This window comes from Paenibacillus sp. JL3B1040 (assembly GCF_057063165.1).
The window spans coordinates 2,825,512-2,849,074 of the sequence record NZ_CM169317.1; the positions used below are offsets into that span (position 1 = coordinate 2,825,512).

Sequence of the window (23,563 nt, forward strand, 5' to 3'; positions counted from 1 at the left end):
GATTATCATTAATTAGCTTATTATATTATAATTTCAAAAATATCATTTTCCTACTGTTTTAAAACATTTTTGAGCTAATATTCATTTGGGCTAATCCACTGAGGCATGCATATTACTCCTCGCCTCTTCCCACGATACCGAATACGCCTGTCCCTTGGCGCAAAAAATCGAAGAGGAGGTATAAGCCGGATCGGCGTCCTTATTGTAGTTCTTCCGGGCGATCACCGTCTCGGTTTGATGACAAGGCTCGTAACCGCCGGATTTTAGCGTAATTGCCCCTTTCCCGTGTGTCATGGAGGCGAGTTCAACCGCGTAGTCCATAAATGTGACTACTGGGACAACGCCGGTAATGACCGCTGTCTCAGCCCCCGTTTCGGGCGGGTTGAATCGGCCGTGGGCTTGCTGGATGTCGGTCATCACTTTGCCCAGTTGATCCAACCCTACTTTGATTTTAAACTGATACACCGGTTCCAAAAGCAGGTTCTCTGCCTGCTCCAGCGCTTGCCGCAGCGCGCGGGAAGTGGCTTCGCGGAAATCCCCGCCGCTGGTATGTTTGTGATGCGACCGTCCGGTTAGCAGGGTCACCTGGACATCCGTCAGGGGCGAGCCGGTCAACAAGCCGTGATGCTCCCGCTCCAGCACATGCTGGCCGATCAAGTTCTGATAGCCAACGGACAAATCGTCGGCATGACAGGCGTTCACGAAGGTTACGCCGCTTCCCCGTTCCCCCGGCGTGAGCCGCAAATGCACTTCGGCATAATGGCCTAAAGGCTCGAAATGTCCGCAGCCAATGACCGGAGCGGCGATCGTTTCCTTGTACAAGATCTCCGGCGGGCCAAAGGCGATATTCATCCGAAACCGATCCCGCAGCACCTGCTGCAAAATTTCCAACTGGATGTTGCCCATCACGTGAATGTGCAGCTCCTGCAGCGCCTCATCCCAACGGGTCCCCAAGGTCGGATCCTCGGCGTCCAACAGCCGAAAGACGCGCAGCACTTCCTTCAGGTGCAAAGGCGCTGCAAACCGCACCTTGGATTGCAGCGCAGGCGTGAGCTCCCGTCGGATCGAATCGTGCAGGGCTCCTACGGCATCGCCGGATTGAGCTTCGGTTAGTCCCGTCACTGCAAATAATTCGCCTGCGCTTCCGCGATCCACTTGAACGAAACGCTGGCCATTGTATTTGCGGATACCGGTAATTTTCTCCGAACGCCGGTCTCCATCGGGTCCCGACTCGATTTCATCGCGGACGTTTAACGTGCCCTGCAGGGCTTTAATAAACGTAATCCTTGTCCCTTGCTCGTCATGCCGAATTTTGTAGACGCGGCCGGCAAACGGAAGCTGTGGATCGTACGCGGTTGGCATCAACCGGTCCAGCGCGTTAAGAAAAGTATCGATCCCTTCATCCAGAAGCGCAGAGCCACGCAAGCAAGGGAATACCCGCTCGTCTTGGACGAGCCGGACCAGGTGCGCGTTCCATTCCTCATCCGTCCCGGCTCCCTCCAAAAACGGCTCAAGCAACGCTTCCTCCCGTTCGGCCAACCAAGCTTTTTGCGTATCGTCCAATCGGCCGCGTTCCGTCCAGCCGGACAAGTCCAGCGCATCGCCGCTCAATTCGCGCCGAATGTCCAACAGAACCCGGTCCGGGTCCGCACCGGTGCGGTCGGTTTTGTTGATAAAGAAAAACGTCGGAATCCCGTAGGAACGCAGCAACTGCCAGACCGTTTCCGTGTGGCCTTCGACGCCCTCCACCGCACTGACGATGATGACGGCGTAATCCAGCACCTGCAGCGTCCGTTCCATCTCAGCGGAGAAATCGACATGACCGGGCGTATCCAGCAGGAAATACGTCGATTTCCCGTATTTCATTTCCGACTGATCGGCGAAAACGGTAATGCCGCGCGCCCTCTCAATCTCGTGGCTGTCAAGAAAGGCGTCGCGGTGGTCGACCCGCCCCCGGCTGCGAATCGTTTGCGTGCGATATAGCAGCGCCTCGGCGAAGGTCGTTTTGCCGGCGTCGACGTGCGCCAGCAGTCCGATCGTTTTATACATGGCTGCGCCTCCCGCCGCCTAGTTCTTAAAGCTGTGGATCGGCGCCGGAATGCGACCGCCCCGCTCGATGAACGGCGCGCAGTTAAAGGCGTTGACCGGCAGAATCGGCGCGTAGCCCAGCAAGCCGCCGAATTCCACGATCTCGCCGACGTCCTTGCCGATGACCGGAATGATCCGGACGGCCGTCGTCTTGTTGTTGACCATGCCGATCGCCGATTCGTCGGCGATGATGCCGGAAATCGTCGCGGCGCTGGTGCTGCCGGGAATCGCGATCATATCGAGCCCGACGGAGCACACGCACGTCATCGCTTCCAGCTTCTCCAGCGTCAGCGCGCCGCGCTGCACCGCTTCGATCATCCCGTGGTCCTCGCTGACCGGGATGAACGCGCCGCTCAGGCCGCCGACGTATGAGGAGGCCATGACGCCGCCTTTTTTCACGTTGTCGTTCAAGATGGCCAGCGCAGCCGTCGTTCCCGGCGCTCCCGCTTCTTCCAAGCCCATCACCTGGAAGATCTCCGCGATCGAATCGCCGATCTCCGGCGTCGGGGCAAGCGACAAGTCGATAATGCCGAACGGAACACCGAGCCGCTTGGAAGCTTCCTGCGCAACGAGTTGACCGACCCGGGTTACTTTAAACGCCGTTCGCTTAATCGTTTCGCACAACGTCTCGAAGTCTTTGCCCTTCACGTCCTCCAGCGCGCGCTTCACCACGCCGGGACCGCTGACCCCCACGTTAATGACGCACTCCTGCTCTCCGACACCGTGGAACGCCCCGGCCATGAACGGGTTATCTTCCACCGCGTTGCAGAACACGACCAGCTTGGCGCAGCCGATGGAACCCCGGTCCGCCGTCCGCTCGGCGGTACGGACGATGATGTCGCCCATCCGTTTTACGGCATCCATATTGATCCCGCTGCGCGAGGATCCGACGTTGACCGAGGAGCAGACCCGGTCCGTGACGGCCAGCGCTTCAGGGATACTGTCGATCAACACTCGGTCGCCGTTCGTAAAGCCCTTTTGCACGAGGGCCGAGAACCCGCCGATAAAATTGACGCCCACCTCCTTGGCAGCCCGATCCAGCGCTTCGGCTACCGGCACGAACGTATCGGTCTTCAGTCCGCCCGCGGCGATCGAGATCGGAGTCACCGAAATCCGTTTGTTGACGATCGGCACGCCGAATTGCTTCTCCAAATCCTCGCCCGTTTTGACCAGGTTTTCGGCCATGCGGGTGATTTTGTCGTAGATGTTCCGGTTAAAAACGTTCATCTCCTCATGAGCGCAGTCCATCAGACTGATCCCCATCGTAATCGTGCGCACGTCGAGGTTCATTTCGCGGATCATCGAATTCGTTTCTTGTACTTCTACGCGTGAGATCATGGTGTTCTTCTCCCCCTTCTCAGATCCGGTGCATCGTATTAAAAATGTCCTCGTGCTGCAGTTTGATTTCCACGCCGATCGTTTGCCCGAGCGCTTGCAGTTCCTCCACAAGCAGTTCGAACGTTTTGGCCGGCGCGGAGATATCGACAATCATCATCATGTTGAAATATCCCTGAATGATCGTTTGCGAAATATCCAAAATATTGACGTTGTTGTCGGCCAGGTACGTGCAAACTTTGGCGATAATGCCGACCTTGTCCTTGCCCAGTACGGTAATGATCCCCTTCAACGAAGCTTCCCCCTTTAAGTTCAAGACTCCCCGCCAATACGGACGAATCGTCTATTCCGCTTATTATGGCAAAAGAACGAAAAATCTTCAATAACGGCTTTCACTCGGTGACGCGGAAAAATAACGCCTTTCGGCTGGCGATACGGGCTTTGCTGGTGATTTCTCCTTCGTGCCGTTAGAGCGGAAGCCCTGACTGCCCTCCACCTCACAGTCCATGGCACGATACCTTCCTTGCTTCAGCTTCAAGTCGATAAAATCGACCACCTGCTGCAGCGAGGCGATTTGCTCCACGATGTGGGCTCGGTGTTGTACCATCTGCTCGACCAGCTCCGGATATTCCCCGGGATCGGCATCGGCGGACACTTTCAGGAATGGCCGCATTTCCTCCAGCGGCATTCCGGTTTTTTTCAAACAATTGACCAGCTTGATCGTTTCCAGGGCTTCCTTACGATAAACGCGATGGCCATTTTCCTTCCGCTCGGCTCGTGGCAGAAGCGCAATTTTCTCATAATATCGGATCGTATCCTCGGTAATGCCGGTTAGTTCGGCTGCTTGCTTGATGGTAAAGGTAGGTCCGTCAATGGATTGAATGGATTGGATCGCCATGCTTCCTCCTCCTGCTCTTCCGTAGATTCTCTTTCTGCATTATATAACTTGGAGTCAGCTCCAAGTCAACAACGGCTTGACTTGGAGTCGACTCCAAGATCTACAATCGGGCTCAAGACAGGAATGGAGTCTGCAAAATCAATCAGGAGGGAACAAATATGCATACGGTAAGCGAAAATATAACCTTAATCACGGGGGCCAACGCCGGAATCGGGCTGGAGTTAACGCGGATTCTGCTAAACGAAGGATGGCAAGTCATTGGCTTGAACCGTTCCGACTGGCCGGCGGACGATCGGAAGCTGCAAAGCGCGGCTCTAACCGGACAGCTAAGAACTTACAAAACGTCGGACTTATCCGATTTTGCCAGCTTGCGGCAAGCGCTTGAACAAATGAAAGCCAACGAAGATCGAGTTGACGTGCTGTTCAACAACGCCGGCCGCAGCTTCCCGGAATTGGAGTATTCAAGGCAAGGCCGCGAGATTCACTACGAGCTGATGACGGTCGTGCCTTATATTCTCACGATGGAATTGAAACCCTTATTGAACCGGGGACGCTTGAAAACCGTCCGCAAAGGGAAACGCTCGGGGCTGCCGTTCTGGCTAATGCCGATAATGAAACTCTTCTTCTCCCCGCCAACCCATGGGGCAGGGCAACTGTATGCGGGGGCGCTGGGCAAGTCTCGCGGTCTGACCGGCGTCTATTTGAATAAAGGTCAGGTCGCGGAGATCAAGTTCCGGGAACACGCCCAAACGGTGCTGAACCAGGTCCGGACGGTTTATGAAACCGAGTATCTCAGGGAACGCCGCTAAACCTGCGGCGTTTCTTCATTATCCCGAGGTTCCGCCCGGTTCCGGACGGTTTGATGTCTCTTTAGCCCGCAATCGTTCAATGAACAACTTGGTTTGCCGTTCCTTGCGCTTGCGCTCCTTGTCTTCTCCGTTCAGTGCCTTGAGCAAGGAGGCGCACATCCCCAGCATAATCACGGCGAAAGGAAGCGCCGCAACGATTGAAGCGGTTTGCAGGCCGCTAAGTCCTCCGCTGATCAGTAGAATCAAGGCGATTAGCGACTGCAGGATCCCCCAAGTCAATTTCACCTTATTGCTTGGATTCAAAGTCCCTTTGGACGACAACATCCCCAGCACGAAGGTTGCTGAATCCGCGGATGTTATGAAAAAAGTGATGATTAGGAGAGTGGCAACCGTGGCAATCACCATGCCCAGCGGCAACTGTTCCAACATGAGGAACAAAGCGGTCGTCACGTCTTCCTGCACAGATTGGGCCAACCCGGCATGCTTGAATAACTCCATATTCAGGCCGGTGCCTCCGAATACGGAAAACCAAATAAACCCAAAGGTGCTGGGAACCAGGAGCACCCCAAGCACGAATTCTTTGATGGTTCTTCCGCGCGACACCCTAGCAATAAAAGTGCCTACAAAAGGAGCCCAGGCAATCCACCACGACCAATAAAACAACGTCCAGTGGCCCACCCAGGTTCCCTGAGTGAACGGTGTCATCCGTAAGCTCATGACGACCAGGTTTTGCAAATAGTCTCCAAGCGTCGCCGTAAGCGTATCGAAAATAAAGGAAGTCGGGCCGACTAACCATACGAATACCAGGAGAGTGATGGCAATGATCAAGTTCAAATTGCTGAGCCGCTTGATTCCTCGGTCCAGACCGGTTGTTGCGGATAGCAAGAACAAGACTGTTACCGCTGAAATGATCAAGGCCTGAATCGTCAACGTATTTTGAATGCCGAACAAATGGTGCAGCCCTCCGCTGATCTGCAAAGTGCCTAATCCTAACGAAGTGGCTACGCCAAATGCGGTGGCGATGACCGCCAACACATCGATCGTTTTGCCCAGAACGCCTTGGACCGTCTTCTCGCCCAATAAAGGGATGAAAGTCGTGCTTATGAGACCGCGGTAACCTTTGCGGAATTGGAAATAGGCGAGAGCAAGCGAAATGAGCGTATACACTCCCCAGGGATGCAGTCCCCAGTGAAAAAAGGAATACCGCATCGCCAATCTGGCCGCCTGCGGAGTCCCTCCTTCCGCCCCTTCCGGAGGAGTCAAATAATGCGACAAGGGTTCTGCGGCGCCCCAAAAGACGAGTCCGATTCCCATTCCGGCGCTAAACAGCATGGCGAACCACGATACGTTCGAATATTCGGGCTCGTCGTCGTCATTCCCCAGTTTAATCTGCCCATACTTGCTAAAAGCCAAATAGAAAGAAAAAACAAGAAGTCCCAGCGTGGTCATCAAATAGAACCAGCCGAAACTTCCAATAGAAAATCCCAATACCCGATCTGCCGTTGCCGCCAGTTGTTCCGGAGCTAACGCCCCCCATAGGACGAACAACAGGATGATCAGAAAAGAAACGATGAATACCATCCCCAAACCCCCAGCCCAAGTCTAATTTATAACCTGATACAATTGTTTGCCGTGACTGGGGAATTATGCACGTCGGGGGAAAGATTCAACTGCTTTAACGAAAATTCCGGTTTCGTTTCGTTTCGTATTGCTTCTTCAGCAGCGCAAAAAGAACGGCATCAACGAATTGATTCTTCTCAAAGAAGGTTTCCTTCAAATAGCCTTCTTCATGGAAGCCGGTCTTCTCCAGCAAATACCTGGAACGAATATTGTCCGGGTCAATATACGCCTCGATCCGATTCAGCCCCAAATCCTCGAACCCGAACCGCAGGATCTCCTGCAGCACTTCGGTCATAACGCCTTGGCGCCAATAGTCCGGGTTGAGCTCATATCCGACCTCGGCTTTATAGTTTTCTTTCGACCAGTTGTGAAACCCGCAGGTGCCGATAACCCGGTCGCTTTCGGCTTTAACCGTGATCGCCCAGCGAAAGCCCCGCTTCTCCACATACCGGCTGTTCCACTTTTGGATCAGCTCCACGGCTTCCCGGAGCTCCACGAAACGATCCAAATCATAATATTTGGTCACTTCGTCGTTGGAGAAATAATGGAACAAATCGGCAGCGTCTTTCGTCGTCAGCCTTCTCAGTACAAACCGCTCCGTTTCCAGTTGGGGGAACAATTTCATAACGACCGGTCCTTTCCTAGAGTATACGTAAATCTATTATAGGTGAAGGACCGCACCGAAAGGAAGAGTCAAATCCATAGGGGCTTCTCTCGAAACAAACCGATCAGGTTGTAACCGCCAGTCTGATTCCGATGCCAAACGGATCGCGCAAATGGAGTTCATTCCCCTCCCGCGCATAGGACACCTCTGCTTCGGCTAACCGGCTCTCCACGGCTTCCAGGGCCGGCACGTCCGGCAGTTCCGTCGTGAAGTATCGGATGCCGACTGCATCCTCCGGCGCTGGCGGCGCCCCTTTGCCGGCCCACAGGTTCAGGCCGATATGGTGGTGGTATCCGCCGGCGGAGACGAATAACGCCGACCCGCCATAACGGGAGGTGACCTCGAATCCGAGAATGCCGCTATAGAACTGTTCCGCCTGGTGCAGATCGCCTACATGAAAATGCACATGGCCGATCCGCGTGCCTTCAGGCAAACCGTTCCACTCCGCGTGCTCGGACAGCGACAGCAGGTTTTCGATATCTACGGGATCCGTGGTCATGAGAATTTCGCCGCCCGCGTTTTTTTGCCAGGTATCACGGGGACGGTCGGCATAGATCTCGATGCCGTTGTGATCGGGATCGTTCAAATACAGCGCTTCGCTGACCAGGTGGTCGCCTTGGCCAACCGGGATTTGGTGGCGGATCAGATTGCGCAGCGCGAGTCCCAATGCTACCTGGCCGGGAACCAAAATCGCAAAATGATATAAACCCGACACGGACCGTTCGGGCAAAATTCGATAGCGGTTATCGGCCTCCAGGATCAACAAAGGGGTTGTGCCGTCGGCGGTCAACTCGGCAACCGGGCCGTTTTGGCGCAGCAGCCGGAAGCCGATCACCTCCTGATAAAAGGCAAGCGACATTTCGAGATCGCGAACTTTAAGTTGAACAACGCCGATTTGCGCGGCGGGATCGATCGTTAAGGGATGAGTCATCACCATTTCCTCCTTCGGGATAGTACGGATCCGGTATAAATGTAACAACAATGGTTACAAATCGAACGTTGTAATCAGTATAGTTACAGGGAGCAGGATTGTCAATCCGCCGCCCAAAAAGCCCCCTGTTCGTTCCAGGGGGCTTCATCTGTATTGCGCTAGACCGATCCGCTTTTGGCTGAGATCTCATCCACGACGTCCTGCAGCGTCACGGCCGCCAGCGTGTTCTCCATCGCCTTCTGCGCCAGAGAGAAAATCGGTTCGATGGCCGATTGAATATTCCGACCGACCGGGCAATCCGGGTTGGGATGATCATGAACGGCAAACAAACCGTCTTCCTCCACGACGTGCACCGCGCGGTAAACGTCAAGCAGCGTAATCCGGTCAAGCGGACGCGACAGCTTCGACCCGGCGACCCCCGTGCGCACTTCCACCAGGCCCGCTTTGTTCAGCATGCCCATGATTCGGCGGATGACGACCGGGTTCGTATTTACGCTGCCGGAGATGTACTCCGAGGTGCTAATCCCGTCCTTGTTGATTTCCAGCAGGGACAAAATATGAATGGCTACGGAAAATCTGGAGCTAATCGTCATGATAAGCCTATCCCCCTTTCCATCGTCTTGTAACCATATTAGTTACCCAAGGAGCGGAATGTCAACCGACTTTCTCACCGTCAGGCGAAATCGCTTCTCGTCTTCGTTTTACCTGAATTAGACTTGCTTCAGAATCGCACGTATAACGGAGTAGCTGATCAGGCTGCGGTCCCGGTACACCGCCGCTACCGAATCGGGATGTTCGCCGAGGATGCCCTTCTGAAGGATGGCCGCGCCAAACCCGCGTTCCACCGCTCCGTTAAACGTAAAGGTGACGCAATATTCGGCCGCGAACCCGCATACCACCACGAAGTCGGTGTCTCGTTCGCGCAGAAGTTGCTCGAGGTCGGTCTTCCAAAACGAGTTGCTCCACGCCTTGGAAATCCGAATGTCGGATTCGTCCAGCTTGACTTCCGGAATCACCTCGTACCCTGGTGTTCCCTCGCCCCCGTCCTGGTCCTGAACCACGACGACCGGCCGGCCCGCTTCCCGAAACAGGTCGGCGACAGCATTCATGTACTCGCACGCTTCCGGTATTTCGTTTTGGAATCGCGGACGGTTCAAAAAGGCTTGCTGCATATCGATGATCAATAAAGCCGGTTTCATGCCTGTTCCCCCTTGTATCGCCCGCTTACGGGCCCTAATTTCTTACATTATACACGATCCGAAGGATCCGTCGACGTAATTGCCGCCCCATTTTTTTGGCACAACAGAACGAAAGGCTGCGGCCGAAGGAAGTTTATGCGATTCTAATCGCCAAATTCGGGATAGACGATCAACTGCATTAAACGCACAAAAAGATGCCTCAAGCCGAGAGTTCTCGCGCCTGAAGGCATCTTTTTGTACGTCGAAACTTCATCCGTAAACATGAATATCGCGAAGTTGCTTGGCTTGCTCAATATAAGGCCCCTCCGACAAGTTGTTGAAGGCCAGATGGGTGGCTCGCAAACTGAGCAGTTGATCGCCCGGCTTGAGGCCAAATTGCCGCCAGGTCGGCAGCGGCAGCGTAAAATAACCCTTGCTGTTCAAATAAACCCAACTGAACGTGCGTTCCTTAAAGGTAATGGCCTCCCCTTCCGGAATGGCGAATTGTTGAAGCTGAGGAATGCTGGCAAAAATTGAGGCAAGCGGCGAGTTGGGGATCAGTTCTTTGCAAACGACGCTAAAGCCTTTGGCCGTATTCCGGCCGGTCATCAGAATAATGTTGGAGTCCGGGCGAATCTGGTACTCATGCAGGGCTTGATCCGGAAGGTAAAACGATCCGTCGGGAAGAATTTTGCTCCATGCGTAAAAGTACTTCCCGCCTTTGGCATTAACTGCCATATCTATCATCCCCCGAGCGTAATGAATAACATAAATGTCGTTACTACTTAGGTCTCCTCCTATCGCGAGGAGATTTTTTTTTGTCTCAAGCAGTAATTCCCATGCAAACGTCGAATGTAATATTATCCATTGAATCATGAGGTGAGCCGTATGAAGCTGACGAAACAACAGGTCAATACTATTTGTAAAGGCGATCAGGAGATTGCCAGTTACTTTCATGCGCTGCTGGATCAAAATGAGAAGCTCACCCAAATCGTAGAGAAGCAAGCCAAACGCATTCAACAATTGGAGAAGCGAGTTCAGGAACTGGAGCGCCAACTCGGCCAGAATAGTCAGAACAGCAGCAAACCGCCTTCGAGTGACGGATTCCGTAAACCAACCAATTTACGCCAACCAGGAGGGAAAAAAGGCGCTCCTCAAGGTCACGAAGGTCATACGCTGCATGTGGTTACGAACCCGGATTATGTCATGGTTCATCCGCTTGAAACCTGTTCCAGCTGCGGTTTTTCCTTGAAACAGGTACCCGCACAAGAGCTAGAGAAGCGACAAGTCTTTGACTTACCTGCCCCTCGCATGGTCATCACCGAACATCAGGCTGAAAAGAAATGTTGCCCGCAATGCTGCGTCCAACAGACCGCTTCCTTTCCTTCTCATGTTCGAGCGCCTGTGCAATACGGAAGAGAAATGGCAGCATGGACGGCTTATCTTCATGCCTATCAATTGTTGCCGCTTGAGCGTATTGGACAGCTCTATGCCGATCTCACGGGATACCGCCCGAGCGAGGCCACCTTACTTGCTCAACTGGAAGAGATGACAAGTCGTCTTCAGCCGCTAGAGCGAACCATTCGCGAGCAGCTGTTAGCCAGCCCCGTGGTACACGCCGATGAAACGGGATTTCGCGTCAACGGAAAAGGGTACTGGATGCATACCGTGTGTAACCAAGAGTGGACACTCTTGTTCGCCCATCCCAGCCGCGGAAGCAAAGGAATGGATGCCATGAATGTATTACCCCACTATAAGGGGAATCTCGTTCATGACTGCTACGCCTCTTACTTTAAAGACCAGTATGCTTTCCGTCATGTGCTTTGCAATGCGCACCTGCTGCGGGATTGTAAAGAAATTGCCCAGTACGATAACCATCAATGGGCAACCGATATGACGACGCTGTTGCAAGAGAGTTGGAAAGCTGCACGCATAGCTCGCAGCCTTCAACAGCCTCTATCTGATGCGGTGGTCCAAGCATTCAGATCCCGTTATGATGATATTCTGCAGCGAGGTCGTGAAGAATGGGCGAAAGATGCCGTGCCCGAGAAAACGGGACCTCGCGGAAGAAAATCCAAGAGCAAAGCAGCCAATCTAGGTGGGAGGTTTCTGGCGTACAAAGACGCCGTACTCGCCTTTCTTTGTGATGCCCGAATTCCTTTTGACAACAACCAAGCGGAGCGAGATATCCGTATGGTGAAAGTCAAAACGAAGATATCTGGTGGATTCCGCACTTCGCAAGGTGCGGAGCAATTCGCTCGCATCCGCGGCGTCATCTCCACGTTTCGCAAAAAACAACTCCCCATCTTAAACTCCCTGATTTCTGCACTTCAAGGTCAATTCAGTTTCTAACAGCACCTAAGTAGTAACTAAATGTCTACCTAATAGAATTATCATCGCCCAATCGCTGGGGCGCGAGATATGATATTAATCACCTTGGATACAATTTGGAATGATATGGGTATCGCCTATTCGATAAGCTCTTCAATTTTCTCGGCAAAATACACCTTATGCGCTTTAAGCACAATAATCTTCAAGATCATGTACACCGGGATAGCTAAAATCATCCCCAGGATGCCGCCAAAGTCTCCGGCCACAAGCAGCAGAATGATCGTGGTTAAAGGGTGGATGTTGATCGTTTTGCCATAAATGTACGGGGCAATCAAGTTGCCTTCGACTTGTTGCGCCACTACCACGATCAAAATGACCCAAACCACCATGGACGGGGACACGGTGAACGCCACGATTACGCAAGGAATCGCCCCGAGCAGCGCGCCAAAATAAGGAATGAAGTTAAACAGCGCACCAACGACCGCAAGAAGCAGAGGGTATGGCAGTCCGATCAGCCAAAACCCGATGAAGCTCATAAATGCCAGCAATACGGCGCTAATCATCCTCCCGGCAATGAACCCCTTCAACATGCTGTCGATCTCGTGAATAACGTCCGCACCTTCACGGCGGTAACGAACGGGTAGCATCCGAACCAGTGATGGCGTAATCCGCTCATCTTCCTTCAGCATGTAATAAAGCAAGATCGGGACGGTGCCCACCACGATCACGAAATCGTTGAGAAAGGTCACCACATGCGATAAGTAGCCGGAAATCGCTTCCATAGCCGAGTTCAGATATTCCGTGACTTTGTTCATCAGCTCTGGCCCCGTTTCGTTCGTCACCATCGGGAAATAAAGGTTGCGGAAATCGTACATCTGCGACTGTACGCCGTTGACCAGCTTCGGCACGTTATTCATGAATTCGATGATCTGCTTCCGCAGCGGCGGCCATACGACGTTCAGGAAGATCGTGACCACACCGGCAAACAGCAAATAAATCAGCAGGATCGAGAGCACGCGGCTCAGCTTCTTGCGTTCCAGGAAATGCACGATCGGCCGCAGCAGATAATACAGAAATCCGGAGACCGTCAACGGAACGATCAAAATGGACACTAGCGTCACCAGCGGATTAAATATAAAGCTGACCTTGGACAACAAATAAATGATCGTCAGCACCAGGATGATCCCCAGCGACGTTCGGTAGAACGGACGTTGCCACACGGTTGGTTCCTCCTCTCCCTCTCTTCCGGCCCACCGGAAGTTCGCGGATCAAGCCTCCGGCAGCGTATCCAGCGCGGCATCCAGCAGCGTATCAAACCATTCGTCGTCTTCCTCGATCCGCGCGTCAACCGCAAGGAATTGCTCCTCGATGCCCGGCTCGCCGGCATAATGAAGGCTGTAATCCCAATCCTTCCCCTTCTGGCTGTAAAACGTAATTTCATAGCCGGCCTTGTGCGTACTCACTTCGAAGACGGTTTTGCCGATGCAGGCTCCATCCTCCTGGCGCTGCATTTCGGCGTGAACAATTTTCAATTCGGTCATGCGTATCGCATCTCCTTATATCCGTCAAAAACTCAGTTTAATATTGGACAGTCTTCTTGCAATATCGTACCATAAGTCAATAGCAATCTGCAGAACTTTTACGGAGGTAACATCTCTTGCCGAAACGAAAAAAAACGGTGCTTTCGCCCCCGAAAATATTAACCTTCGGTTTTGCGCTGGTCATCACGCTTGGCGCATTTTTGCTATCGCTTGCTCCCGCAACGGCGGAGGGTCATCGGCTTGGTCTGATCGATGCTTTGTTTACCGCCACTTCGGCCGTTTGTGTAACCGGACTGACGGTCGTGGATACCGGTACGCATTTCACCGTGTTCGGACAAATCGTCGTCCTGCTACTGGTACAGATCGGAGGGCTTGGTTTTGCGACGGTCGGCACGTTGATCTCGCTTGCCTTCAACCGCCGAATTTCACTGCGTGAACGGCTGGTGCTGCAGGAATCGCTGAACCATCATCAGATCGGGGGATTGCTTCCCTTGATTCTGCGCGTCATGGCGTATTCCTTGACGTTCGAAGCGACCGGCGCGCTGCTGCTTTTCGCCAGGTTCGCCCTGGATATGCCGCCGGGACAAGCGTTGTATTTCGGCATCTTTCACAGCGTTTCGATTTTCAACAACGGCGGCTTCGAATTATTCGGCGGAATTCACGGGCCCTTTAGCGGGTTGACCGAGTACGCCGGCGACCCGTTCGTGAACGTTGTCGTCATGCTTTTGATTTTCCTCGGCGGGATCGGCTTCATCGTGATTGCCGACCTGCTTGGTTATAAGCATAACCGGCGATTGTCGCTACATACCAAGGTCGTCTTGACGGTGTCCGGCATTCTGACGGTCGTCGGCGCAATCATCTTATTGGCGATCGAAGCGAATAATCCCCATACCCTGGGGCCGATGAATTGGACGGACCGCCTCTTCGCCAGTTTCTTTCATTCCGTCAGCTCCCGGTCCGGCGGAGTCAGCACCGTATCGGTGGCGGATATGGAGCAATCGAGCCAGTTTTTGCTGATCTTGCTCATGTTCATTGGCGCGGCTCCCGGATCTACCGGCGGCGGGATCAAAGTCACGGTATTCGCCATTTTGCTCGGGGCGATTTATACGATGATACGCGGCAAGGAGGATATTGTCTTCTTCCGCCAACGTTTGCCCAAAGCTTCGATCATTAAAGCGATTACGCAAACTTGGCTGGCGATGTTCCTGGTGGTTTCCGTCACCATGGCGTTATCCGCGCTCGAGGACCGTTCGTTTCTGACGCTGCTCTTTGAGGCGACGTCCGCGTTTGCTACCGCCGGGTTGAGCCTCGACGTGACGCCGAAGCTGACCGAGATCAGCAAGGTGCTGCTCTGCGCGGTCATGTTCCTCGGACGGATCGGCCCGCTGACGTTGGCTTATGCATTTACCCCGAGGTCCAAGAAGGAATTGCTGAAGTACCCGGAAGGTAAAATTATTATTGGCTGACCCCTTCGGCCCGCAATACAAATTCGTTATGGGATGGTGTATGATAGAACAATAACCTATTTCCAAAGTATGGAGGAGACCGTATATGTCCGATTTTCAAATGAAACTGGAAAAGTATGCAGAACTGGCCGTCAAAATAGGCGTAAACGTGCAGCCCGGCCAAAACCTGATCATCAATGCGACCATCGATAGCGCGGAGCTCGTCCGTCTCATCGTTAAGCAGGCCTATGAAGCGGGGGCAAGGTTCGTCAAAGTCAACTGGAGCGACGATGTCGTTACTCGCTTGCGCTACGATATGGCCGCCGAGGAGTCGTTCCTGGACGAACCGAAATGGTATGCCGGCGAAATGCTGGAATACGTGGAGAACGGTGCGGCCGTGCTGCATGTGATCTCGTCCGATCCCGACTTGCTGAAGGGCGTGTCCACCGAACGGCTTACCAACCATCAAAAAACGTACGGCAAAGCGATGAGCAAATACCGTGAAATGCAGATGTCCGATAAATTCAGTTGGTCGATCGTTGCGGTTCCCTCCAAGGTTTGGGCGGATAAAGTGTTCCCGGGCCTTCCCGAAGAACAACGCGTACAGGCCTTGTGGGAAGCGATCTTCCGCACGGTTCGCCTGGATCAACCGGATCCGGTTGCGGCTTGGCGACAGCATATCGGCAATTTGACGCAGAAATCCGATTATTTGAACGCAAAACGTTACAAGAAGCTGCATTATAAGGCGCCCGGGACCGACCTCACGATCGAGCTGCCGGAAGGCCACCTGTGGGTCGCCGCCGAGAGCATCAACGCGCAGGGCAACACGTTCCTGGCCAATCTTCCGACGGAAGAGGTCTTCACCGCTCCGCTCAAAACCGGGGTGAACGGCACGGTGGCGGCTACGAAGCCGCTTAGTTACCGGGGCACCATCATCGACCGTTTCTCCTTGACCTTTGAAAACGGCCGGATCGTGGATTATCAAGCCGAAGTTGGCGCCGACGTCCTGAAACAGCTCGTGGAGCTGGACGAAGGTTCGCATTATCTGGGCGAAATGGCGCTTGTCCCGCATAATTCGCCGATCTCGCAATCGGGCATTTTGTTCTACAATACGCTGTTTGACGAAAATGCCTCCAACCATTTGGCCATCGGCAATGCGTACGCCTTTAACTTGGATGGCGGGAAATCGATGTCTCAGGAAGAACTGGCGCAGCGCGGATTAAATTCCAGCCTGGCGCACGAGGATTTTATGGTCGGGTCCGCCGAGATGGATATATTCGGCATCACTGCGGACGGCAAGGAAGAGCCGATCTTCGCCAAAGGCAATTGGGCGTTCTAATCAACCGCAATCGAGCAGCGCTCCCGGCAGTCCGAACTGCCGAGGAGCGCTTTTTTATGGCATGAAGAATCTGTTGAAAATGGGCGAAATTTATCACATTGTTGTTATATTTATGGTAAATCGTTCCTTTTCCTGCGATCATAGAGTAAAATTGGGGATAGATTCTAGCAAGTGGGGATTAGGATACGAGATGGAGAGGTAATTTTATGGCCAGTCGTTTACGGTGTTTGCTTACCTCCAATTATTTGGAACTGTCCAAGCAAGCACAGGAAGAAGTTTATTACGCATATTCCGCTCTGGTACACGGTACCGTTTATTATATGGTAAAGGATCGCCAAGCAACCGAGGACATTATCCAGGAAGCGTTCCTGATGGTCATCCTCAAGAAGCCGTCTTTCGATAACGAAAACAGCCTGCGTGCCTGGCTGAAAACGGTCGCCCGCAATATGGCCATCACCTATTTGCGCAAGAATCGGAAACACGACTGTAGCTTCAATTCGGACTGCGCGTTGCAAGAGATCGGCGCGACGGCATGGCCGGACGATTCCGTGGAGGGCTGCGTGGAAACCAAGCTGTTGGAGGAAACCATCTGCGCATATCTGCACCATATCAAACCGGAGTACCGGATGTTGCTCGAATATCGCTGGAAGCAGGGCCTAAGCTATAAAGAGATTGCGGACCGAATGGGGCTCTGCGAAAATCTTGTCCGGCAACGGTTATACCGTACCCGGGAAGGAATCAAGAAAATGCTGCACACGGAATGGGAAGACCAAAAACCGGATGCCTCGATCTAATATAGAGACATCCGGTTATTATTTAGAGTCAGGCGCCGGCTTCTTCCAACGGTAACAACTGCTGGCGAATGAGCTTAACGCGAGAGATTCTCTTGTTGTCGGTTTCTTCCACCACGTAAGTATAATCGCCGTACTGCACGGTTTGCCCCACCTGCGGAGGCAGGAGATCAATCCGGGAGTATAGCCAACCTCCGATGGTGTCATAATCGTCGGAATCCAGTTCCAAGCCGAACCGGTCATTAATGGACTCGATCAGCATCAATCCATCGATCGAATACTCATGAGTGTCCAACTGCTCGATGCCGGGGCGTTCCTCATCGAACTCATCCTGGATCTCGCCAACGATCTCTTCAACGATGTCCTCCAATGTGACCATCCCCGAGGTTCCGCCGTATTCGTCGATCAATATGGCAATTTGCGTTCTCCCCCGCTGCATGCGTTTCATCAAATCGCTAATCGGAATCGATTCCGGCACGGCCATGATCGGACGGATCAAGTCGCGAAGGTCTCGGGTTTGGGAACGGATCAAATCCTTAATATGAATAAATCCGATAATATGATCTTTATCCTGATTGCATACGGGATATCGGGTTCTTGTGCCTTCCAAGGCGATTTCCAGGTTTTCCGCCAGCGAATGCTGGGTGTACAAGCAGATCATTTCGGTCCGGGGAATCATGATTTCCCGGGCGGTCGTATCGGCAAACTCAAAAATATTGTCCATGAGCGACATTTCCGTACTATCGATCAAGCCGCTTTCGCTGCTCTCCTTCATCATGACGCGAATCTCTTCCTCCGTATGCAGCGAGTCCTGCTCCGAGACCGGAGCGATGCCGAACAGCCGCAAGAGACTGGTGGAAAGTCCGTTTAGCATCCAGATGAAAGGATACATCAGCCGGTAAAATATGCGCATCGGCCAGGCAAACCATAACGTGATGGTCTCGGCCTTGCGGACGGCGATCGTTTTCGGGGCCAGCTCCCCCAGGACGATATGCAGGATGGCGATCAGAATGAACGAAACGGCTAACGAAACGACAATCCCCGGCCTTTCGCCGAAACCCATCATTTCAAAGAAGGGCCCAAGCATTTGGGCAACCACCGGTTCGCCCAGCCAACCCAGCCCAAGCGAGCTGAGGGTAATCCCAACCTGGCAGGCTGACAAATATCCGTCCAATCTGCTTAACAGATCCTTAGCGATCCGCGCATTCCTTCGTCCCTCCTCGGCTAAAGCCTCGATCCGGGAGCTCTTCACTTTCACGATGGCAAATTCGGCCGATACGAAAAATCCGTTAAGCAACACCAATAACACCATGAATCCTATGGAATAAAGACTCGGTAAAGGGTCACTCAATACGTTTCCTATTCCCGCCGGTCCGGCGGAGAACAGGTGCACCTCCTTCGCGGGTTAAAATCAACAATATTCATTTGCTTTTCATATGAGAACTGCAGCGTTAATTTCCCAAGGGATCCATCTCCTTTTCAGTGCTTTGCATACGATAGGATGAATTCTTCTTAATGATATTATTATACACTACACAGTCAAACGCTGCGGTATTCCTGAGAAACGGGCTGGCAGGCCCAAAAAAACAAAAATGGCCCCCTCTTTCGCAAGGGGACCTAAAGTTTCTTATCGTCTTGTCGGCGGCGGGGAGCCGATCACGCCGGGATATTGATAGACAAGCGGCTCGTCGAACGTCGCATAGTCGAAGTTGACCATCAGCATAACCGTCCGCACGCCCGTAACCGGATCGCTGATGATGATATGGTCGCGCCCGGCGGCTTCCAGCACGCCTTTGAAAATTTTAGCGTTCCATTCGCTGTTGTTCTCGTACGTCATGTAAAATGTACCGACTTTGCCCAAATTCAGACGCAAGATGTTCTCGATGTAAGATTGCTCATAATTCTGCGCAGGCATCGGCATAACGGTGCCGCCTGGAGTCATCGGGCTTCCGCTCGGCACTTGAGGCGGCATTCCCCCTCCGGTGGGCAGCGGATATCCGCCTCCGACAGGCGCTGGCGGATAAGTACCATGAACCGCGGGATAAGCGGCCGGCCGGTATGACTGAGTAAACATGCAATTCATTCCTCCTTATGATTGATCAAGCGATACGTTGGAGTCAATAGACGGAAGGGCAGTCTTCCGCGGATGGAGCAAAGAAACAATGCGCTCTAAACCGGCCGGTATTCTGCTGGTTATACCAGGTTGCCGGGCAATCTCCCGCAGGCCGAAAAAACCACAAGGCGTTGGTAGCCGGCCAGACCCGTTCGCCGTTAATGACGCGCTGCGCCAACCGGATATCGCGTTCACGCGCCCTTTGGTAGAAATATCCTTTCACCGTAGCTTCAAACCCGCCGGGACTCTGAAACACCATCCGATTCATGTCGCGGATATCCTGAAAATCAAGGCAATTGCCCAAGATTCGGTTCACACCGACATTGCCGACCATCAACATGCCCTGCTCGCCTTCTCCTTCCGCTTCCGCACGCATCAGGCGCGCCAGCAGCCTAACGTCTTCGGAGTTTGCTTTAATGACGGCCAAATTGGCTCCTCCTCCCTCTCTGCTGAACGATATATCCTATGTGCACCCGCCTATCTTGGTGCTTGCCGCTGGAAAAAAATCGGTGTCAAGTGCTCATCCGCCGGCAATTACTTGAATGCGGTTGCAATCTTGAACATTTCGTGTCTATTTCTATGGACGCGCTTACATGAATAGCATATACTGTAGATGAATAACGTTTTTTTATACGTTTTTTCTGGTTTCGTTATAATACGGTTGCTTCATTTTTCCTTTTAGGAGGTTACCTCATGAGAATCGCGATTGTTGGCGGCGGCCTGGCCGGGCTTACGGCTGCTGCATACCTGTCGGACCACGGCGATACGTCCGGAACAGTGTTTGAACGGAGCCCGCAGCTCGGCGGACGGGCTTTCACTTATGAGAAATCGGGATTTACTCTGAACTACGGAGCACACGCGGTATACGGCATCGACAGACATACGCTCCATTCCATGGAAGAAGAGCTGAATTTGAAGTTTCAGAGCAAACAGGTGGATAAACGCAAAGTCATGTACGCCAAACACGGGCGCTTAACTCCTGCCCCGCTCGACTTCGTCAACATTATGAAGACGGATGTACTCACGCCAAGGGAGAAAGTCCGTTTCGTCGCGGAAATCGCCGCCGTCATCGGCAACATCCATCAATTGAAGCAACATCGGACGCTCGGCGATTATTTGGATCACTCGCACGCTTCCGCGGACGTCAAAGAGCTGTGGGAGCATCTCGTATGCTCCAACTTCTTCATCACCCCGGAGGAAGCGCGCAAAGTTTCCGGCAAGGTGATCGCGGAATATTACCATAACCTGTTCCTCTCCGGCCAGCCGGTCAGCTATATTCTGGGCAGCTGGGCGACCATCACCGATCAGTTGATCGACAAGATCGGCGGGAACGAAGCTTGGGACATCGCCGTCAAGGAACCGGTCGAATCGATAACGATGGAAGACGGAAAATTCGTGCTGAATACGAAGACAAGGCAGCAACTCGTTTATGATCAAGTGATCTTCGCCATGCCGGTACAGCAGGTAGCCAAACTGTTGGAAGATACGCCTTGGGCAAGCCCGCTCGAACCATTCAAAGACAGCACCTCGACGGAAGTGCTCGTTTACGACGTGGGCTTCACCAAAGTCGTTGCCCGTCCGTTCCACTATATCAGCGATATGGATCACAAGATTTTTATCAGCGACGTCTCCGCCACCGATTTTACGGTTGCTCCCGTGCACGGTCAGTTGCTGCAGGGGATCGCCTACTTGAACGACGACTTCACCGACGAGGAGCAGAAGAAGCAATATCTGGAGCTGAAGACTCGGCAAATGGAGGCGTTGTTTGATACGTATTACCCCAACTGGCGGGAGTTCGTGGAAGTCAAACGCGTGTCCAAGAAAGCGATGGTCGCCAGCGTCAAAAATGTTCACACCAACAAGCTGCTGCCCAACCGTCTGGCCGGCGTGCCCTTTTTCTTCTGCGGCGATGGCTGCGAGGGCAAAGGCGAGCTAGCCGAACGCGCCTTCTCCAGCGGCCGTGCCGTCGCTCAGGCAATCTTGGAACAAGCCGAAACCAAGGCCTTATCCTATTAATCCAACCCAAAAAAACAGAAGCGTATCCGCAAGAGTCGTCAACGGCCGACTTTTCGTCACGCTTCTGTTTTTTGTTGTTAGCCTGTTTCAACCTTACCTGCCTGCCTTTCTTGTGTTTTCGCGGATCCCGACCCCGGATTTTACCCCGAGCTGTGCGACTTCCGGTATTCCTGCAGTTCGGTGCGATAGGTGCGTCCCACCCGCTCGAAGCCGTGGTAACGGCGGCCCTGAAACGTCAGCTTCCCTTCGTCTCCTTCCGCACATTGTCCATACTCCGTCCCGGATACGGCAAATTCCAAACGATCGCCGCTTTCGACCTCGAAGGTCACATAATACTTCGTGTCGGAGCGGTTCACCGACGTGTCGGTGTCATGGCGGTGGCTCACCTCGGTCCGCTTGCCGACGATGACGGACTGAACGCTAAGCACCGGCTTCCTGTTGTTTCCGATGGAGCGCAGAAGTCCTCCTGCTGCCGTAACGGCCAAGATCCCGATGATCACGACAAACAAGATTGGCAGCGCCGTTTCCACCACGCCAAACATTTCCGTCCAAGACTGCATAGCGTTATCCCTCCTTCAAGAGGTTGCTCCGTACCGCTGTTCTCCCTTTCCCCATATGTATATGCCGGCCGGAAATAAAACTTGTTATTCAACGTGTCCATAAAATATGCCACTCTTGTCCAAGATATCGTGAGAAAAACCAAAAACCCCCGATTCGGACTTTGCGAACCGGAGGTTAATTGGGGGTGAAACGGGAGTTATCGGGTTTAAGCATAGTACTCGAACAGCAATTGACGGGTCTCTTCGGCGCCGTCGGCTTCCATTTCGAACGCCTCGTCAAGTCCTTTCTCTGCCCAACAAGCTTTGCATTGCTCTTCGGTCGTGCACAGGTGAGCATCTTCGCAGTTGTAACAAAATTGAAGGTAATTGCGGGTTACGGTTTCTTCATGGGCTGTCGTTTTCATTTAGGTTCCACTCCTATCGTTATGGGAGCGTAAGCTCCGTTGATGATTGCCTTTTGTCGCTGATCCTTCTTACAAGTTAAATATATCACAAAGTTCAAGACGTGCACGTGATAAATTTCACAATATGATGAACATCACATCGCGAAAGTTGGTTAGATCAAAAAAAGCACGACACTTCTGTGCCATGCTCGATTTGACGTCATCCTACAGTACCTGCCAACTCTGTCCCCCGTCCTTCGTTTGCATGAGCAGCGAACGCTGCTGATCCACTTTGGCCACCAGCAGCCATCCCACTCGGGAGTTAAAAAACTGCAACTTCACGATTTCGGGGTAGCCTTTCAGCGTTTCGATCAACCTCTCGTTATCCGGCAACGGCTCCCAGCTTGCTCCTTGGTCGGTCGTATGATACACCGTTGAATCCAGAATCGCCCAACCTTCGTTGCGGGTTAAGAAGGTCGGAGCCAGCTTCTCGTTTAAGCCCGTCTGCCAGGACAGCTTAAACGGGGCTAACGACCATGTGCTGCCGGCATCTTCGGTGAAGTATCCATTGAATTTAGTGGAATTCCCTCGGCTGCAGCCGACAGGAATCCAGCCTTCACTGTCGCTTCCCGAGAAGAAGGACACCGTCCCGATCGTAAAGCTGTCACAGGTTTTGTACTTGTCCAAACGAAAGAACCGATCGTTTTTCGTCCAGGTCAACCCACCGTTATGCGTCATGTGCAAGGTCGGCAGTCCTTCCTTAATCTCGCTGATAAATCCGCGGAGCGGACTCGTAAAAGCCATGGATGGTTGCATCCCGGGATTCACGGTCCGGTTATCCGAAGACAGAAGGCTCACGAGGTCTGTCCCTCCGAGCAGCGCTTCAAAGGATTGGGCTCCATCGTCCGTCGCATATAATGCCCGGTTTCCTTTCGCTCGCGAGGTGCCTTCGGATAAAATCCACCCGTTAGCCGAATCGGCGAACACCATTGCTTTTACCTCCCCGCTTCCAGGGAACGACGTTACTTTCCAGGTTGCCCCGCCGTCGGTCGTACGCAGGACAATCGTATCTCCGGCACCTGCGGAATTGCGTACGATAAAGCCATGATCCGGATCGAGAAAAAAGATATCCTTGCCATACTCGGGCGTGGTCGGAAACGCCACGGAAGCGGCCGGAGAAATATTCTTCCATGTTTTTCCGTTGTCTTCCGTGATATAGAGCCTTAGCTCGTTGCGCGTGCATCCCCAAGCTAAGCCGGTCGTTGCGCTCAGCAACTGAAAATCGGTTAAACGGGTTTGAATCTGGTAGCGGTTGTTTTTGTTCTCCGCCGAAGCGGCGGCGGGATTCCCCTGCTTCTCGGACGATTTCCGATTGATCACCGTGATCGTCTGCCCTTCCTCGGCAGGCTCGTCTTGCACCGGAGCGGCGGCCGGAGTCGGCTCGGACGTGCAAGCCGTCAGAAGGATCGCCAAGACCAGGGCGGTTCCGGTCAACTTATACCACAAGTTCAACCCGAACCA

The 23,563-nt window shown here is 53.1% G+C and carries 24 protein-coding genes; 6 read left to right on the forward strand and 18 right to left on the reverse strand.

Annotated features, from left to right (window positions below; translation table 11 throughout):
- Window positions 1-90: 90 nt before the first annotated feature.
- From ACZF99_RS12680 to ACZF99_RS12695, 4 genes are all read right to left on the reverse strand, one after another.
- Complete coding sequence (locus ACZF99_RS12680) at window positions 91-2,049, reverse strand: GTP-binding protein (protein ID WP_483612295.1); 1,959 nt, start codon at window positions 2,047-2,049, stop codon at window positions 91-93.
- Between the two features lie 18 nt (window positions 2,050-2,067).
- On the reverse strand, window positions 2,068-3,423 hold the full coding sequence (locus ACZF99_RS12685; RefSeq protein WP_483612697.1) for a DUF711 family protein: 1,356 nt from the start codon (window positions 3,421-3,423) through the stop codon (window positions 2,068-2,070).
- A 22-nt stretch (window positions 3,424-3,445) separates the two neighbouring features.
- Entirely contained in the window at window positions 3,446-3,715 is a 270-nt protein-coding gene (locus ACZF99_RS12690) for an ACT domain-containing protein (protein WP_483612297.1), read from the reverse strand.
- Window positions 3,716-3,802: 87 nt separating this feature from the next.
- On the reverse strand, window positions 3,803-4,321 hold the full coding sequence (locus ACZF99_RS12695; protein WP_483612299.1) for a MerR family transcriptional regulator: 519 nt from the start codon (window positions 4,319-4,321) through the stop codon (window positions 3,803-3,805).
- A 158-nt stretch (window positions 4,322-4,479) separates the two neighbouring features.
- On the opposite strand from ACZF99_RS12695, the gene ACZF99_RS12700 reads away from it, so the two are divergent.
- Window positions 4,480-5,130, forward strand: a complete 651-nt coding sequence (locus ACZF99_RS12700) for an SDR family NAD(P)-dependent oxidoreductase (protein ID WP_483612301.1) — start codon at window positions 4,480-4,482, stop codon at window positions 5,128-5,130.
- Window positions 5,131-5,148: 18 nt separating this feature from the next.
- On the opposite strand, the gene ACZF99_RS12705 is transcribed toward ACZF99_RS12700, so the two are convergent.
- The 6 genes from ACZF99_RS12705 to ACZF99_RS12730 form a co-directional block, all read right to left on the reverse strand.
- Window positions 5,149-6,711 (reverse strand): glycine betaine uptake BCCT transporter, encoded by a 1,563-nt coding sequence (locus tag ACZF99_RS12705; protein WP_483612303.1) that lies wholly within the window; start codon window positions 6,709-6,711, stop codon window positions 5,149-5,151.
- A gap of 94 nt (window positions 6,712-6,805) precedes the next feature.
- The gene (locus ACZF99_RS12710) at window positions 6,806-7,375 is read right to left on the reverse strand and encodes a GNAT family N-acetyltransferase (RefSeq protein ID WP_483612305.1); all 570 of its coding nucleotides are present in this window, start codon (window positions 7,373-7,375) and stop codon (window positions 6,806-6,808) included.
- A gap of 103 nt (window positions 7,376-7,478) precedes the next feature.
- Window positions 7,479-8,345 carry a VOC family protein gene (locus ACZF99_RS12715; protein WP_483612307.1) on the reverse strand — a complete coding sequence of 289 codons (867 nt, stop codon included), beginning with the start codon at window positions 8,343-8,345 and terminating at the stop codon, window positions 7,479-7,481.
- A 158-nt stretch (window positions 8,346-8,503) separates the two neighbouring features.
- Entirely contained in the window at window positions 8,504-8,938 is a 435-nt protein-coding gene (locus ACZF99_RS12720) for an Rrf2 family transcriptional regulator (protein WP_483612309.1), read from the reverse strand.
- 117 nt (window positions 8,939-9,055) lie between these two features.
- A complete protein-coding gene (locus ACZF99_RS12725; protein WP_483612311.1) occupies window positions 9,056-9,544 on the reverse strand; it encodes a cysteine hydrolase family protein in 489 nt (162 codons plus the stop codon).
- Between the two features lie 249 nt (window positions 9,545-9,793).
- Complete coding sequence (locus ACZF99_RS12730) at window positions 9,794-10,261, reverse strand: hypothetical protein (protein ID WP_483612313.1); 468 nt, start codon at window positions 10,259-10,261, stop codon at window positions 9,794-9,796.
- Window positions 10,262-10,411: 150 nt separating this feature from the next.
- Here ACZF99_RS12730 and tnpC point away from each other — a divergent pair, with 150 nt between their 5' ends.
- A complete protein-coding gene (tnpC, locus tag ACZF99_RS12735) occupies window positions 10,412-11,875 on the forward strand; it encodes an IS66 family transposase (protein WP_483606239.1) in 1,464 nt (487 codons plus the stop codon).
- A 116-nt stretch (window positions 11,876-11,991) separates the two neighbouring features.
- On the opposite strand, the gene ACZF99_RS12740 is transcribed toward tnpC, so the two are convergent.
- Window positions 11,992-13,074, reverse strand: coding sequence for an AI-2E family transporter (locus ACZF99_RS12740; protein WP_483612315.1), 1,083 nt, complete (start codon window positions 13,072-13,074; stop codon window positions 11,992-11,994).
- 48 nt (window positions 13,075-13,122) lie between these two features.
- Window positions 13,123-13,395, reverse strand: a complete 273-nt coding sequence (locus tag ACZF99_RS12745) for a hypothetical protein (RefSeq protein WP_483612317.1) — start codon at window positions 13,393-13,395, stop codon at window positions 13,123-13,125.
- A gap of 116 nt (window positions 13,396-13,511) precedes the next feature.
- Between ACZF99_RS12745 and ACZF99_RS12750 the strand changes: the two genes are divergently transcribed.
- The 3 genes from ACZF99_RS12750 to ACZF99_RS12760 all read left to right on the forward strand — a co-directional run bounded on the left by ACZF99_RS12750 (window position 13,512) and on the right by ACZF99_RS12760 (window position 16,973).
- Window positions 13,512-14,861 carry a TrkH family potassium uptake protein gene (locus ACZF99_RS12750; protein ID WP_483612319.1) on the forward strand — a complete coding sequence of 450 codons (1,350 nt, stop codon included), beginning with the start codon at window positions 13,512-13,514 and terminating at the stop codon, window positions 14,859-14,861.
- An 85-nt stretch (window positions 14,862-14,946) separates the two neighbouring features.
- On the forward strand, window positions 14,947-16,179 hold the full coding sequence (locus tag ACZF99_RS12755) for an aminopeptidase (protein ID WP_483612321.1): 1,233 nt from the start codon (window positions 14,947-14,949) through the stop codon (window positions 16,177-16,179).
- A gap of 206 nt (window positions 16,180-16,385) precedes the next feature.
- Window positions 16,386-16,973 carry an RNA polymerase sigma factor gene (locus tag ACZF99_RS12760; protein WP_483612323.1) on the forward strand — a complete coding sequence of 196 codons (588 nt, stop codon included), beginning with the start codon at window positions 16,386-16,388 and terminating at the stop codon, window positions 16,971-16,973.
- A 28-nt stretch (window positions 16,974-17,001) separates the two neighbouring features.
- On the opposite strand, the gene ACZF99_RS12765 is transcribed toward ACZF99_RS12760, so the two are convergent.
- The 3 genes from ACZF99_RS12765 to ACZF99_RS12775 form a co-directional block, all read right to left on the reverse strand.
- Complete coding sequence (locus ACZF99_RS12765) at window positions 17,002-18,282, reverse strand: hemolysin family protein (RefSeq protein ID WP_483612325.1); 1,281 nt, start codon at window positions 18,280-18,282, stop codon at window positions 17,002-17,004.
- Window positions 18,283-18,597: 315 nt separating this feature from the next.
- Window positions 18,598-19,044, reverse strand: coding sequence for a spore coat protein GerQ (gerQ, locus tag ACZF99_RS12770; protein ID WP_483612327.1), 447 nt, complete (start codon window positions 19,042-19,044; stop codon window positions 18,598-18,600).
- A gap of 43 nt (window positions 19,045-19,087) precedes the next feature.
- A complete protein-coding gene (locus tag ACZF99_RS12775; protein ID WP_483612329.1) occupies window positions 19,088-19,510 on the reverse strand; it encodes a cell wall hydrolase in 423 nt (140 codons plus the stop codon).
- Window positions 19,511-19,776: 266 nt separating this feature from the next.
- On the opposite strand from ACZF99_RS12775, the gene ACZF99_RS12780 reads away from it, so the two are divergent.
- Window positions 19,777-21,099 carry an FAD-dependent oxidoreductase gene (locus tag ACZF99_RS12780; RefSeq protein ID WP_483612331.1) on the forward strand — a complete coding sequence of 441 codons (1,323 nt, stop codon included), beginning with the start codon at window positions 19,777-19,779 and terminating at the stop codon, window positions 21,097-21,099.
- Window positions 21,100-21,239: 140 nt separating this feature from the next.
- On the opposite strand, the gene ACZF99_RS12785 is transcribed toward ACZF99_RS12780, so the two are convergent.
- From ACZF99_RS12785 to ACZF99_RS12795, 3 genes are all read right to left on the reverse strand, one after another.
- Window positions 21,240-21,659 carry a DUF2500 domain-containing protein gene (locus tag ACZF99_RS12785; protein WP_483612333.1) on the reverse strand — a complete coding sequence of 140 codons (420 nt, stop codon included), beginning with the start codon at window positions 21,657-21,659 and terminating at the stop codon, window positions 21,240-21,242.
- A 206-nt stretch (window positions 21,660-21,865) separates the two neighbouring features.
- Complete coding sequence (locus tag ACZF99_RS12790; protein WP_483612335.1) at window positions 21,866-22,063, reverse strand: hypothetical protein; 198 nt, start codon at window positions 22,061-22,063, stop codon at window positions 21,866-21,868.
- Between the two features lie 204 nt (window positions 22,064-22,267).
- Window positions 22,268-23,554 carry a WD40/YVTN/BNR-like repeat-containing protein gene (locus ACZF99_RS12795; RefSeq protein ID WP_483612337.1) on the reverse strand — a complete coding sequence of 429 codons (1,287 nt, stop codon included), beginning with the start codon at window positions 23,552-23,554 and terminating at the stop codon, window positions 22,268-22,270.
- Window positions 23,555-23,563 lie beyond the last annotated feature (9 nt).

Bases quoted from the DNA above. Each gene is read 5' to 3' on its own strand.
- ACZF99_RS12680 (WP_483612295.1), bottom strand. From the start codon at position 2,049: ATGTATAAAACGATCGGACTGCTGGCGCACGTCGACGCCGGCAAAACG.
- ACZF99_RS12695 (WP_483612299.1), bottom strand. From the start codon at position 4,321: ATGGCGATCCAATCCATTCAATCCATTGACGGACCTACCTTTACCATC.
- ACZF99_RS12700 (WP_483612301.1), top strand. From the start codon at position 4,480: ATGCATACGGTAAGCGAAAATATAACCTTAATCACGGGGGCCAACGCC.
- ACZF99_RS12705 (WP_483612303.1), bottom strand. From the start codon at position 6,711: ATGGTATTCATCGTTTCTTTTCTGATCATCCTGTTGTTCGTCCTATGG.
- ACZF99_RS12710 (WP_483612305.1), bottom strand. From the start codon at position 7,375: ATGAAATTGTTCCCCCAACTGGAAACGGAGCGGTTTGTACTGAGAAGG.
- ACZF99_RS12715 (WP_483612307.1), bottom strand. From the start codon at position 8,345: ATGACTCATCCCTTAACGATCGATCCCGCCGCGCAAATCGGCGTTGTT.
- ACZF99_RS12720 (WP_483612309.1), bottom strand. From the start codon at position 8,938: ATGACGATTAGCTCCAGATTTTCCGTAGCCATTCATATTTTGTCCCTG.
- ACZF99_RS12725 (WP_483612311.1), bottom strand. From the start codon at position 9,544: ATGAAACCGGCTTTATTGATCATCGATATGCAGCAAGCCTTTTTGAAC.
- ACZF99_RS12730 (WP_483612313.1), bottom strand. From the start codon at position 10,261: ATGGCAGTTAATGCCAAAGGCGGGAAGTACTTTTACGCATGGAGCAAA.
- tnpC (WP_483606239.1), top strand. From the start codon at position 10,412: ATGAAGCTGACGAAACAACAGGTCAATACTATTTGTAAAGGCGATCAG.
- ACZF99_RS12745 (WP_483612317.1), bottom strand. From the start codon at position 13,395: ATGACCGAATTGAAAATTGTTCACGCCGAAATGCAGCGCCAGGAGGAT.
- ACZF99_RS12755 (WP_483612321.1), top strand. From the start codon at position 14,947: ATGTCCGATTTTCAAATGAAACTGGAAAAGTATGCAGAACTGGCCGTC.
- ACZF99_RS12760 (WP_483612323.1), top strand. From the start codon at position 16,386: ATGGCCAGTCGTTTACGGTGTTTGCTTACCTCCAATTATTTGGAACTG.
- ACZF99_RS12765 (WP_483612325.1), bottom strand. From the start codon at position 18,282: ATGGTGTTATTGGTGTTGCTTAACGGATTTTTCGTATCGGCCGAATTT.
- gerQ (WP_483612327.1), bottom strand. From the start codon at position 19,044: ATGTTTACTCAGTCATACCGGCCGGCCGCTTATCCCGCGGTTCATGGT.
- ACZF99_RS12780 (WP_483612331.1), top strand. From the start codon at position 19,777: ATGAGAATCGCGATTGTTGGCGGCGGCCTGGCCGGGCTTACGGCTGCT.
- ACZF99_RS12785 (WP_483612333.1), bottom strand. From the start codon at position 21,659: ATGCAGTCTTGGACGGAAATGTTTGGCGTGGTGGAAACGGCGCTGCCA.
- ACZF99_RS12790 (WP_483612335.1), bottom strand. From the start codon at position 22,063: ATGAAAACGACAGCCCATGAAGAAACCGTAACCCGCAATTACCTTCAA.